Annotated in this window: 10 protein-coding genes and 2 pseudogenes; 6 read left to right on the top strand and 6 right to left on the bottom strand. The window is 74.0% G+C overall.

The window, feature by feature from the left end:
• Nucleotides 1-32: 32 nt before the first annotated feature.
• Nucleotides 33-267: pseudogene (locus ACZ6X9_RS26345) on the top strand (transposase); the annotation flags it as partial.
• A 255-nt stretch (nt 268-522) separates the two neighbouring features.
• Here the strand turns inward: ACZ6X9_RS26345 and ACZ6X9_RS26340 are convergent.
• Both ACZ6X9_RS26340 and ACZ6X9_RS26335 read right to left on the bottom strand, forming a co-directional pair.
• A complete protein-coding gene (locus ACZ6X9_RS26340; RefSeq protein WP_469780479.1) occupies nt 523-1,185 on the bottom strand; it encodes a hypothetical protein in 663 nt (220 codons plus the stop codon).
• Between the two features lie 148 nt (nt 1,186-1,333).
• Nucleotides 1,334-1,720, bottom strand: coding sequence for a nuclear transport factor 2 family protein (locus tag ACZ6X9_RS26335; protein WP_469780478.1), 387 nt, complete (start codon nt 1,718-1,720; stop codon nt 1,334-1,336).
• 100 nt (nt 1,721-1,820) lie between these two features.
• On the opposite strand from ACZ6X9_RS26335, the gene ACZ6X9_RS26330 reads away from it, so the two are divergent.
• Both ACZ6X9_RS26330 and ACZ6X9_RS26325 read left to right on the top strand, forming a co-directional pair.
• The gene (locus tag ACZ6X9_RS26330) at nt 1,821-2,405 is read left to right on the top strand and encodes a TetR/AcrR family transcriptional regulator (protein ID WP_469780477.1); all 585 of its coding nucleotides are present in this window, start codon (nt 1,821-1,823) and stop codon (nt 2,403-2,405) included.
• Between the two features lie 132 nt (nt 2,406-2,537).
• On the top strand, nt 2,538-3,257 hold the full coding sequence (locus ACZ6X9_RS26325; RefSeq protein WP_469780476.1) for an SDR family NAD(P)-dependent oxidoreductase: 720 nt from the start codon (nt 2,538-2,540) through the stop codon (nt 3,255-3,257).
• 157 nt (nt 3,258-3,414) lie between these two features.
• On the opposite strand, the gene ACZ6X9_RS26320 is transcribed toward ACZ6X9_RS26325, so the two are convergent.
• Both ACZ6X9_RS26320 and ACZ6X9_RS26315 read right to left on the bottom strand, forming a co-directional pair.
• A complete protein-coding gene (locus ACZ6X9_RS26320; protein WP_469780475.1) occupies nt 3,415-4,377 on the bottom strand; it encodes an AEC family transporter in 963 nt (320 codons plus the stop codon).
• Between the two features lie 83 nt (nt 4,378-4,460).
• Nucleotides 4,461-5,576: a threonine synthase gene (locus ACZ6X9_RS26315; protein WP_469780651.1), complete on the bottom strand. Its 1,116-nt coding sequence runs from the start codon at nt 5,574-5,576 to the stop codon at nt 4,461-4,463.
• Nucleotides 5,577-6,741: 1,165 nt separating this feature from the next.
• Here ACZ6X9_RS26315 and ACZ6X9_RS26310 point away from each other — a divergent pair.
• On the top strand, nt 6,742-7,374 hold the full coding sequence (locus ACZ6X9_RS26310) for a helix-turn-helix transcriptional regulator (protein WP_469780650.1): 633 nt from the start codon (nt 6,742-6,744) through the stop codon (nt 7,372-7,374).
• A gap of 401 nt (nt 7,375-7,775) precedes the next feature.
• Here ACZ6X9_RS26310 and ACZ6X9_RS26305 read toward each other — a convergent pair whose 3' ends face one another.
• Together ACZ6X9_RS26305 and ACZ6X9_RS26300 are read right to left on the bottom strand one after the other, a co-directional pair.
• On the bottom strand, nt 7,776-8,294 hold the full coding sequence (locus ACZ6X9_RS26305; RefSeq protein WP_469780474.1) for a hypothetical protein: 519 nt from the start codon (nt 8,292-8,294) through the stop codon (nt 7,776-7,778).
• Nucleotides 8,295-8,776: 482 nt separating this feature from the next.
• Nucleotides 8,777-10,480, bottom strand: coding sequence for a PucR family transcriptional regulator (locus ACZ6X9_RS26300; RefSeq protein WP_469780473.1), 1,704 nt, complete (start codon nt 10,478-10,480; stop codon nt 8,777-8,779).
• A gap of 379 nt (nt 10,481-10,859) precedes the next feature.
• Between ACZ6X9_RS26300 and ACZ6X9_RS26295 the strand changes: the two genes are divergently transcribed.
• A complete protein-coding gene (locus ACZ6X9_RS26295) occupies nt 10,860-11,747 on the top strand; it encodes an FAD binding domain-containing protein (RefSeq protein WP_469780472.1) in 888 nt (295 codons plus the stop codon).
• Nucleotides 11,738-12,214, top strand: a pseudogene (locus ACZ6X9_RS26290) ((2Fe-2S)-binding protein); the annotation flags it as partial. The gene ACZ6X9_RS26295 and the pseudogene ACZ6X9_RS26290, both read left to right, overlap by 10 nt.
• Nucleotides 12,215-12,246 lie beyond the last annotated feature (32 nt).

Here is a 12,246-nt window from a genome sequence, read left to right as displayed (position 1 = left end):
TCCACGACGGCCCGCACGCTCGTGGGGATGCGCTGTTCGAGCTGTGCGACGCCTTGCTGTGCACGGACGGGCCGGTACGGACTCTGGCCGGTCTCGCACTCGTGTCCGAACACCGTTGCGGGCACGGCGCTTTGTACTGCGCTCTCGTCCACGGACGGATCGAGATCGACCGGCTGCGTCACGCCCTGGCCGGCTGTCCGCTGCCCAGGGCCGCGGGCGGCCGGATCGTCCTGGCGGCGGACGTCTCCCCGTGGCTACGGCCGCACGCCGACCTCGACACCGGCCGGAGTGCCGAGACCCTCCAGGCCCGACCCGACCGGGATGCCCGCCCGGCTCCAGGAACCGCCTTCCCACACAACGCTTCGACGTCGGCCTCGTCCTGGCCACCGGCGAGCCCCAGCGTCGGCCGACCCACCACAGGGTCGGCACCCAACCACGCCGCACCGGACCGACGACAAGCCAACCGTCAAAAACGCTCCGAGAGCATCATCGATGACGCGAAACCGACTGAGCGCGGGAAACTCAGTCGGCCTGCTCGCGCCATTGCGCGTGGTTGTCCCGCACCTCGGCGATGCTCGGGTGGCGCACAGCGTCCAGCCTGTCATCGGCGAGAAGGTCGGCGATCAGGTCCGCTGTACCGAAGACCTCGGTGGCGCTCAGGTCCCAGTCGGTCAGGACGAACCAGGAACCCGCAACCGGCCACCAGTGTGCGGGGAACTGGGTCCCTGTCGTCCGGTCGGGCCACGCGCAGGCATCGTGGTGAGCCAGTGCCTCATCCAGCCGGCCCCGGCGTGCCGGAACCGGGCGGCCCACGTCCTCGATCGCCGCCTGGGCCCAATAGCACTCCGCACGAGACCCGTCGGGGCTGTGGCGGGCGAGGACCTCGACCAGGCGGGCCAAGCTGCCGCGGTCGATCTCCCCCAGGTCCGGCCCCTCACGGCCTTCGGGCAGGTCCAGCCCCCCGAAGACCTTGTAAGAAGGGGTGTGCTGCCAGTCCTCCAAGCGTTTGCCGGCTTGCGCCAGCACGTCGCCCCACCGCGCTCTCTTCCTTCCCACCGTGATGGTGTGCAGAACCCAGCAGCGGTCCGGGAATCCCTCCTGGGGCTCGTAGCCCAGGATGGCCTCATCCTGCTCCAGGAACGGACGGACACCGCCCAGCGGATCATCGTCCGGTACAAGCTCCAACGTGACCCCCGACTTCAGCCATGCATATGACGTTTTGTGACCGGTCGAGGTTAAACGACAAGCTGGTCGAGCTCCGTCCTCAGGGCCGGCTTGCCGGGGGCGTCGGACGAAGCTCGCCGGGGGCGTCAGGCGAAGCCGCCGGGGGCCGTCAGACGAAGAAGGCGTTCATTCCGGGCACGTCGGAGAGATAGGTCTCGATGCTCGCGATCTTTCCGTCGCGGAGCCGGCAGACGGTGGCCAGGTACTCGTCCAGTACGGCGTCCTCCCGGTGCGCCGTGTTGTGCAGGGAGAGCGCCATGTTCTCCCTGCTGACCAGGATGTGCAGCAGCTCGAAGTTCAGGCCGTACGAGGCTATTCGCCGGGCGCGCTCCACCACGGCGTCGGCGCCGTCTGCCGTGCCGGAGATGGTGTTGTCGCCCGGCAGGGTCCAGGTGGCGTCGTCGTGCAGCAGGGCCCGGATTCCGTCCCAGTCGCCCGAGACGAGCGCCCGGTGGAAGGTGCGACCGAGGGCGAGGGCGGCTTCGTTGGCGGACATGGCATTCCCTTCACATAGCGCTAAAGCAGTGATTTCCGCTTTAGTGCGACTGTAGAGGTGCCGCCCGCAAAGGCGCAACCCTTTGCTTTAAGGTGGAGGGGTGAACGCTGACGCACCGACGAAGCGGCCCGGCGGCCGCAGCAGCCGCGTCCGTGCCGCCGTACACAGCGCCGTGGTCGCGCTGGTGGCCGAGCGCGGCGCCGACCAGGTGACCCTCCCCGCCGTGGCCAAGCGCGCCGGAGTCAACTCCAGCACTCTCTACCGGCGGTGGGGCACACTCGCCGCGCTCCTGGCCGACGTCGCCGAGCACCGCGGTGACGCCGGTGCGCCCCCGCTCGTCGGCGATCTGCGCACCGACCTGGAGAACCAGGCGGTCTGGACGCTGACGGACCTCTCCCGGCCCGGCGGCATCGCGTTCTTCCGCGCCGAGGTCGCGCCCGACGTCGACGAGCGCCACGCAGGACTGCGCGAGTGTCTGCGCAGGGTCAGTGCGCGCTTCGGCGCCGCCCTCGACGCGGCGCGGGAGCGCGGGGACAGCCCTCCGCCCCCGTCCCTGGAGCGGATTCTGGACCGGATCGTCGCGCCGCTCTACTTCCGGGTGGTCTTCTCGATCCCCGGTACGGACGAGGCGTACGCCCGCGACCTCGTCGCAGGGCTTCTCGGGGAGACCCGGCTCGAGCCCTGATCTCCGCCCGGCGTCCGAGTCCTGATCCGCGCTCGGTTCCTCGCGAGCGGCATGACGGACGTTCTGCGGTGATCGTCCACTGTTACGTTGGGAGTTCGAGCAATTCGAACAAGCAGTGGGCTGGAGGATTTCGTGACACGCACCATTCTCGTCACCGGAGGCACCAGCGGCATCGGCCGGGCCGTGGCGGCGGCGTTCGCCGCCGAGCGGGCCGAGGTCTTCGTCACCGGACGCACCCCCGAGACCGTCGAGCGCACCGCCGAGGAACTCGGGGTGCACGGCGTCGTCTGCGACGCCGGTGACGTGCGGCAGGTCGAGGCGCTCGCCGCCCGGTTCGACACGCTGGACGTCCTGGTCAACGCCGCGGGCGGGCTGGCCAAGACCGTCCCCGGCGAGGAACCCACCCTCGACGCGACCCTCGCCCAGTGGCAGGAGAACCTCGCACAGAACCTGCTGACGGCGGTGCTGACCACGACGTTGGTGCGGGGGAAGTTCACCGCCGACGGCGGATCGGTCGTCAGCATCGGGTCGATCGGCGCCGAGCGCGGCGGCGGTTCGTACGGGGCGGCCAAGGCCGCCTTGGCCGCGTGGAACGCCGCGCTCTCGGCCGAGTTGGCTCCCCGGGGCGTCACCTGCAACGTCGTCGCCTCCGGTTACGTCGCCGGCACCAACTTCTTCCAAGGCGGACTGAGCGAGGAACGCGAACGCGCGCTGGTCGAGGAGACGCACGTCAAGCGCGCCGGAACGGTCGACGACATCGCCCGGACCGTGCAGTTCCTCGCGTCACCGGGCGCCCGGCACATCACCGGGCAGACGCTGCACGTCAACGGGGGCGCTTTCACCACCCGTTGACGGGCGGGTCTCATCGGCCGACGCCGCCTCGTCCTCGCTACTCGACTTCGACCTCGTCCCCGCTACTCGACCTCGACCTCGCTACGCGTCCTCGACTTCGCTGGTCGTCCTCGGCCTCGTCACCCGTCCCGTTCGATGTCGTCCGCGCCCCCGGCCGTCACCCGGCCGGGGGCGTCAGGAGCAGCGCGAACGCGGACAGCGTCACCATCGACACCAGCGTCGAGACGACCACCGCGTCCCGTGCCAGGGCGGTGGCCGCGCCGTACTCGCGGGCGTAGACGTAGACGTTCTGCGCCGTGGGGAGGGCCGAGCAGACGACGGTGGTGAGGAGGGGGTGGGGCGGAAGGTGGAGGACGAAGCGGCCGATGGCGTAGGCGGATGCCGGCTGGACCAGGGTCTTGAGGAAGACGGCGACGCCGAGTTCCGCCCGGGTGCCCGCCGCCCCGGTGTCCGGGCGCCGGGCGCCGTGCAGGGAGAGGCCCAGCATGACCAGCGCCGTGGGGACGCCTGCCCGGCCGAGCAGGTCGCAGGAAGCGTTCAGGGTGGCCGGCAGCCGCCAGTGCGCGGCCGAGAAGACGCCGCCCGCCGCCGCGGCCGTCACGATGGGGTTGCGGACGGGGGCCAGGAGCGCCCGTAGCGCGCGGCGGCGGGCTTCGCCCGTCCCGGCGCCGAGTACCGCCAGCATCAGGGGCGTCACCAGCAGCACTTGGAACAGGATCACGGGCGCGACCGCCGACGCGTCGCCCAGGACCTGGGCCGCGACGGGGATGCCGAGGTTGCCGGAGTTGACGTAACCGGCGACGAGGCCGCCGACCGCCTGTTCCGCGGGTTCGCGGTGGAAGAGCCGGCGGGACGCGGCGGCTCCCAGGAGGAGGGTCAGCGCGGTGCCGCCGGCGAAGGCGAGCATCGAGGCGTTCGCGAAACCGGCGAGCGGCGTCCGGGCGAGGAGCGTGAACAGCGCCGCCGGCATGGCGATATGGAACACGAACCGCCCGAGCACGTCCTCCGCGTCCCCGCCGAGCAGGCCCGTCCGGCCCGCCAGGTAGCCGACTCCGGTCAGCGCCCACAGCGGGACGAAGGCGGAGAGGAGGGCGGTGAGGGCGTGCGGGGCGGCGAGCATGGTCGGTCCTCGGACGGGGGTGCCCGTCGGGGACGGGAAGACGGGGGTGACAGGAGGGAGGGCAGGGGGGGAGCGCGCGTCGCTCACTCCGGCGGCTTCGCCTTGAGCCCGTTCCCGCACAACGGCACGACGGCGAACGGACGGTCGCCCTCCACCGCGTGTTCCGGCACCAGCCCCGCCTGGAGCGCAGCCCAGCAGACGGCGGACGTCGGCTCCACGTAGAGCCCGTTGCGCGCGAGTTCGCGGTGAGCGGCGACGATCCGGTCCTCGGGGACCGTCACGAACGTGCCGCCCGTCTCCCGAACGGCCCGCAGGACCTGGGAGCCGCGGGCCGGGCGGGCGACGGCGATGCCCTCGGCGACGGTCGGCTCGACGGTGACCGGCTCGGGCACGTCGCCGCCCGCCGCGGCGGCGCGGGCGAGCGGCGCGCAACCGGCCGCCTGTACGGCCGTGATGGCGGGCAGCCGGTCGATCAGCCGCTGGTCGAGGAGTTCCTGACAGCCGAGGCGGACGCCGAGCACCAGGGTGCCGTTCCCGGCCGGGAGGACGAGGGTGCCGGGCAGCCGGCCGCCCAACTGCTCCCACAGTTCGAAGACGTAGGTCTTCGTGCCGTGCGGGAAGAACGGGTGGTGGACGTGGCTGGCGTAGAACGTCCCGGGCTTCTCCGCCGCGCGGGCCGCCGCGGCGGCGGTGTCCTCGCGGGAACCCGCGACGCGGTGCACCTCGGCGCCGTACGCGCGGAGTTGCGCGACCTTGCCCTCGGAGGTGGCCGCCGGGACGTACACCTCGCAGGCGAGACCCGCGCGCGCCGCGTAGGCGGCGACCGCCGTCCCCGCGTTGCCGCTGCTGTCCGCCAGGACCTTCGGCACGCCCAGTCGGGCGGCCAGCGCCACCAGCAGCACCGCGCCGCGGTCCTTGAACGAACCGGTGGGCATCAGATGGTCGGCCTTCAGGAGGACGTCCGGCCGGCCGGGGGCGGCGATCAGCGGGGTCATGCCCTCGCCGAGGCTGATCCGGGGCGGGCGCGGCAATGGCAGCGCCTCGGCGTACCGCCACAGGGTCGGCGGGCGCCGCCCGAGTTCGACGGCGTTGGGCATGGCGGGCGCGAAGCCGTGCACGTCCAGCAGACCGTGACAGTCGGCGCAGCGCCAGGCCGACTCGGCGAGGGCGTGCAGGCGCCCGCAGGTGGCGCAGCGCAGCCGGACCCCGCCGTACGGGGCGTCCGGGCCGTACGCGTCAGGGGAGTAGTGCGGCCCTTGCGACCCGTGCGGCCCTTGCGAGCCGTGCGACCCGTGTGGCCGGTTCGGTTCGTGGGCACCGTACGGACTGTTCACGTACGAACCGTTCGTGTACGGCCCGTTCGCGCGGGACGGCTCCTGCGGGCGGAACGGGGCGTCGGCGCCCGGCGGACCGTAAGGGCGGGACGGGCCGGAGGGTCCGTCGGCCGGAAAACGCATCGTGCCTTTCCTCCTCGTGTCCTCCACATGCGTCACGTCGGCCGGTCGTCGGCAGCGGTCCGGCGGACGGCGCGGTGGACGGCGCGGCGGGGTGCCGGGGAGCGGCGGCGGGGCGGACGGGGGCGTTCCGGGCGGCTCCTGCCGCGCGGCGCGGCTGCCGTGCCGTCGTCCGTACGGTCATGCGCCAGCCCCTCCTCCCGCGCCGCCGGTACGTCCGGTGGCTCCGGATCCGGCCTGCGGTTCCCCGGCGCCCGGCGGCCTCGGGACCCGCGAGGCCGTGGGAACCGCGAGGGCCCCGACGACCAAGGTCACCAGCCCGTCCAGGCAGAGTGTCCAGCGATCTAGACAGTTCGTCAAGATTTGAAGGGCCCGTCCCTGATGACGTACTTCTAGTGTCGTTCCGGCCTTGTTCCGCCCTCGTTCCGGGCCTCGTTCCGGGCTTCGTTCCTGACACGCGGGACGCGGTGGTGGCCGGGGTCCGGGTGTCGGAGTCCGGGAGCCGGGAGGATCGGACGGCCGTCGGCGGTGGGCGTCGGCGGCGGCCGGGAAACGGCGGCCGGCGGCCGGCCTGCGGCGGGCGGCGGCCTGCGGCGGGCGGGCCGGGCGGTCCGGCGAAGCTGATGGGCGTGCGGAGGCAGGGATGACATCACCGGCATCAGCGGGACGGGCGTCGGCGCGGCCGGCTCCGCCGTCCCCCGGGGGCGCGCCCTCCGCCGCCCATGAGGCCGCACGGGGCGCCGCCTCGCCGGATGCCGCTTCGTCGGCCGCCGCCTCGCCGGGTGCCGTGCCGTCGGGCGCCGTCTCGCCGGGTGTCGTGCCGCCCGATGTCGCCTCGCCGGATGCCGTGCCGCCTGCTGCCGTCCCGTCGGATGCCGTCCCGCCGGGCGCGGACGGGACCGCGGACGCCGTGCTGCGGGCCCTGCGCCCGGTCGTCGAGGGCCTCGCCGCCACCTTCGGCGCCCAGTGCGAGGTGGTGCTGCACGACTACCGCACCCCGGACGCCAGCGTCGTGGCCCTCGCGGGCTCGGTGACCTCGCGGACCGTCGGCGGGGCCATGAGCGAGATCGGCCTGGAGATGCTCGCCCGCGGCGACGCCGCCCAGGACAAGCTCAACTACGTCACCAAGACGCCCGACGGGCGCACGGTGAAGTCGTCCACCCTGCTGCTCCGCGACGGCGCGGGCCACGTCTTCGGCTCGCTCTGCGTCAACCTGGACATCACCGAACTCCGGCTGGCCGCCAAGGCGATGGCCGCCCTGGTCGGCACGGCGGAAGCGTCCCCGCCGGCCACGACGGTCTTCTCGGACGACATCGGCGAGGTCGTCACCGCCGTCATCGCCCAGGAGGAGGAACGGCTCGGCCGGCCGCTGGCCCACGACTCACGGCAGGGCCGCCTCCGGGTGATAGAGGCGCTGGACGCCCGCGGGGTGTTCCGCCTCAGCCGCTCCGCACAGGTCGTCGCCGAACGGCTCGGCGTGTCCCGGGCGACGGTCTACGCCGACCTGGGACTGGTACGGGGGGAACGACGGACGCCGGACTGAACCCGTCCGCCCCCCGGGTGGAAGCAACCGCGGGACGCGGCGCGGAACGCGCCCGCCGCCGGGGGGCCGGAGGCCGGGCCGGCTTTGCTCATGCCCCCCGGGGCCGGCGGGTCGAGTCACCTGGTGCGGAAGTCACGGGGGGCGGTTGCCCCAAGCTCTTCGAACTGCGCCACACCATGGCGAGGGCCGACCCCGGCCCGCCCGATGCCGACGCGCCGGCCCGATTCTTTCTGTGTGGCGGACTGAACGACCGCTTGCATGGCGGGCTGTCCCGCCGCTGCGGACGCGGATGCCCGAGAGGAGGCCGGAGGGGCCGGTGACCAGGCGGTTGGCAGGGCCGGGGGCCCGCGTCCGCGTCCGTGTCCGCGTGGACGACGGGCCACGGCGGACCGGCCGCGGGGTCATCCCTGACCGCCCGGGTCGCTACGCCGGCGCGCACCGAGTGCGCTGGTCGCTTTGTACACGCGGGCAGGCGAACAGGGCTCCGGCCAAAGCTGCAGCAGGTACTGCTCCGCCGGAATGCCCGCGGAACGGCGGTCTTCGCCGTCGTCGCGGTGCCGGCCGAAGACCCGGAGGCGGTAGGTGCCCGGGCCGGGGACCGCAAGGAGCAGCTCCTCGTCGGTGGTGTAGCCGGCGCCCCGGACTTCCATGCGCCGGCCCGTCCACGGCAGGCTCATCTCGGCGACGTCCTGCCACGGCCCGGTGTCCAGGGGCGGTTCGCCGCTCCACGTCTCCGCCGTGACCTCGACGTCCCCGATGTGGGTGCCGCACAGCACGGCCGCCGCGCCGGGGGTTGCCGCCAGGAGCCCGGTCTCGCAGAAGTCTCCGTGGAAGTCGTCCATGACGTCAGGGTCGAGGACGTCGAACACGTTGTGTTCAACGAACAGCTTTCCCCGCTCGCGGTGCAGCAGCTCGGCCACGGTGACCTTCCTTGATCGCAGGTGAACGCCCGGCCTGCTCGCGCCGCGCCCAACCTGCTCGCGCCGCGACCGGCCATAGTGCCGGAGACGGTCGGCGACGCGGAAGGGCCGTCACTGAGTGGGCGCTGATCCGGGGGGGGCACAACCGTCGGCACCCGGCGGCGCGGTGGCGTGGCGGCACGGCGGAGTGGCGGCGTGGCGGTGTCCTCGGAAAACGGCCGGGGCCCGGCTCGAAGGGTCCGGTCCGGCCCACCCCTGTCCCCGTCACCCGGCCCGACGACATGCTCTGGGCCGCGCCGGGCGGACCCTCAGGCCACTGGATCGGACCGCCCCCTGCGTCACCCGGCCCGCCGGGCGCCTGCCCTTCCGCGCAGCATCCTCGCCCCTTTCGCGCAGCGCCCCGCCCCTTCCGCGCAGCGCCCAGCGGGCCGGGGCCGTTGCCCCCGATGCCCGCCGCGTGAGACCGGGCCGAGAACAAGCCGTCAGCTCATCCGCAGCGCCAGGAAGAAGTCCAGCTTGTCCTCCAGCCGGGACAGATCCCGTCCCGTCAACTGCTCGATGCGGCCCACCCGGTAGCGCAACGTGTTGACGTGCAGGTGGAGCCGGGTCGCGCAGCGGGTCCAGGAGCCGTCGGAGGCCAGGAAGGCCTCCAGGGTGGGGATGAGCTCGGCGCGGTGGCGGTTGTCGTAGTCGCGCAGGGGGTCGAGGAGGCGGGCGGTGAAGGCGCGGCGGACGTCGTCGGGGACGAAGGGCAGCAGGAGTACGTGCGAGGCGAGTTCCTGGTGGCCGGCCGCGCAGACGCGTCCGGGGCGGGCGGCGGCGACACGGCGGGCGTGCCGGGCCTCCTCCAGGGCGCCGCGCAGACCCTCCGCCGAGTGGACGGCGGCGCTGACGCCGAAGGTGAGGCGGCCGTCGCCGTCGAGCCCCCGGGAGAGGGGGGCGCGGACGGCGGCCAGCAGCGTGTCGGCGTGCAGGCCGGTGTCGGTGCCGGCGGCACCGTCCTCGTCGTCGGGGGCGGCGGCCGGGGCCGGGGGGAGCGGGACGAGGGCGACGGCCTCGTCGTCGGTGTGGGCGACGGCGATGCGTTCGGACGGCTCGGTTCCGGTCGCGTCGGGGGCGACCAGCGCCTCCTCCAGCAGGCTCTGGGCGATCGGCCCGGCCGGGAGGGCGGCGGCGGTCTCGCCGTCGGTCCACTCCACCCGGGCCACGACGACCTGCCAGTGCGGGGCGGCGCCCGGCCCGGGCAGCAGCACGGGCGTGGCGACCCGCAACCGGGCGGCGATCTCGGCCGGCGCCGCGTTCGACTGGACGAGCTCCAGCACCTCCTGGGCCAGCCGGCGCCGGACCGTCCGGGCCGCCTCGCGCCGCTCGCGCTCGACGGCGATCAACTGGGTGACGCCGTGCAGCAGGTCGAGCCGCTCGGCCGGCCAGTCGCCGGCGTCGGCCTCGACGGCGAGCAGCCAGTCCGACAGGACGGTCTCGCGCGGGTCGGCCGGCCCGGCGGAGGTGCCGCGGATCGGGAACAGGGAGTACGTCGCGCCGCCGGCCGTCACCCGGTGCGGACCCCGGCGGCCGGAGCGGGCCGCGGCCAGGTGTTCGCCCGCCAGGACCGCGCTGACCTCGGACGACAGCGCCGGCCCTGAGCCGGCCAGCGAGGAACCGGCGATCGGGCGGCCGGTGGGGGAGAGGACCCAGGCGCGCAGGTCCAGGTCCGAGCCCAGCAGGTCGAGGACGACCTCCGGGCCGCCGCCCGCCGGACCCGAGGTCATCAGCCGGCGGTGCCGGTCCACGACCGCGGCCAGGTCGCCGGCGCGCTCGCCGGAGACCTGCCGGACGACGTGCTCGGTGATGGACGCGAACGACACCGTCTCGTCCACCGAGAACAGCGGCAGTCGGTGCCGGGCGCAGGCCTCGATCAGGTCGTCCGGGGTGGAGCTGATCTCCGCCTCGCCCGCCGCGAGCCCGGCCACCCCGGCCGTGGCCAGGATGCGGACGAAGCGCTCGGAGTCGGCCGGTTCCCGGCGCCAGGCCAGGCCGGTGAGGACCAGCTCGCCGCCCGACAGGTAGCGGCTCGGGTCGCGCAGATCGGTCGTCATCACGCCGCGGACGGTGCGGTCGAGCTCGTCCTCGCCACCGAGCAGACGAAGGCCCAGCGCATCGGTCTCCAGCAGTGCGCGCAGCCGCATGATGGGTCGCCGCCGATCTTTCTCGTGTGTTGTCCTGTTACCAGTGCGAAGCCGTGAGGTTTCAGGGCTCCGTCTTTCGTTCGAATCTACAAGACGGTGCGCGTGACCAGCCAACCGCTTCATGGTTTCGGTGACTGCACCCGTGCCGTGTGGCCTCTGTGTACTGGCTGCACGCGGCACCGACCCGGCACCGGCCCGGCACGGAACGGGCACGAACCTCCCCCACGACGACCCGCCCGGAACCGTCCGGACGGCCCCCGAACGGCCCGCGAAACCCCCCGAACGGCCGCACCCGACCGCCGTCGGGCTCCCGGCGGGAGCGGGCCGGAAAGGGACCGGCGGACCCGGCGGCGGGACCAGAGCGAGAAGAGAAACGCCCATGGACTTCCTGCGCCCCGACCGCTGGGAGGACGCTCTGGCCGCCAAGGCCGAGCACCCCACGGCGGTGCCTCTGGCGGGCGGCACGGACGTGATGGTCGAGATCAACTTCGACCACCGGCGTCCCACCCACCTGCTCGACCTCACCCGCGTCGGCGAGCTGTACGCCTGGCAGACCGACGGCCCCGACGTGCGCCTCGGTGCCGCCGTCCCGTACACCCGCGTCATCACGGAGCTGTCCGAGCCGCTCCCCGGCCTCGCCCTCGCCGCCCGCACGGTCGGCTCACCGCAGATCCGCAACCGCGGCAGCGTCGGCGGCAACCTCGGCGCCGCCTCCCCGGCGGGCGACTCCCACCCCGCGCTGCTCGCGGCCGGCGCCGTGGTGGAGGCCGAGTCGGTGCGCGGCACCCGGCTGATCCCCGCCGAGGACTTCTACACCGGCGTCAAGCGCAACGCCCTCGCCCCGGACGAGCTGATCCGTGCCGTGCGGATCCGGAAGGCCGCCGGGCCGCAGCAGTTCGCCAAGGTCGGCACGCGCAACGCGATGGTCATCGCCGTGTGTGCCTTCGGACTCGCCCTGCACCCCGACACCCGGACCGTCCGCACCGGCATCGGTTCGGCGGCCCCGACGCCCGTCCGGGCGCGGGCGGCCGAGGACTTCCTGACCGCCGCCCTGGACGAGGCCCGCTGCTGGGACACCGGCCGGCCCGTACCGGACGCCGTGGCGGCCGAGTTCGCCACCCTCGCGTCGGCCGCCTGCAACCCCATCGACGACGTGCGCGGCAGCGCCGCGTACCGGCGCCACGGGGTGGGGATCATGGCCCGGCGCACACTCGGGTGGGCCTGGCGGGAGTACACGACGGGGGAGAGGGGCGCACTGTGCGCGTGAACATGACGGTCAACGGCAGGCCACAGCGGGCCGACGACGTGTGGGAGGGCGAGAGCCTGCTCTACGTCCTCCGGGAGCGGCTGGGCCTGCCGGGTTCCAAAAACGCCTGTGAACAGGGGGAATGCGGGTCGTGTACGGTCCGCCTCGACGGCGTCCCGGTCTGCGCCTGCCTGGTCGCGGCCGGCCAGGCGGAGGGGCGCGACATCGTCACCGTCGAGGGCCTGGCCGCCCGGGCGGGCGCGCCGGAAGGCCAACTCTCGCCCGTCCAGCAGGCGTTCGTCGACGCGGGCGCCGTCCAGTGCGGCTTCTGCACCCCGGGCCTGCTCGTCGCCGCCGACGACCTGCTCGCCCGCGACCCCGAGCCGTCCGACGCGGACATCCGCGAGGCGCTGTCCGGCAATCTGTGCCGGTGCACGGGGTACGAGAAGATTCTCGACGCGGTGCGGCTGGCTGCGGCGCGGGCCGGAGGAGTGGGGGGTGGCCCGGGCGGTCCGGGTGG

Source organism: Streptomyces sp. NPDC052910 (genome assembly GCF_055585605.1).
The sequence above is the reverse complement of the archived record's forward strand: the minus strand, read 5'-3'. Positions and strand labels throughout refer to the sequence as shown.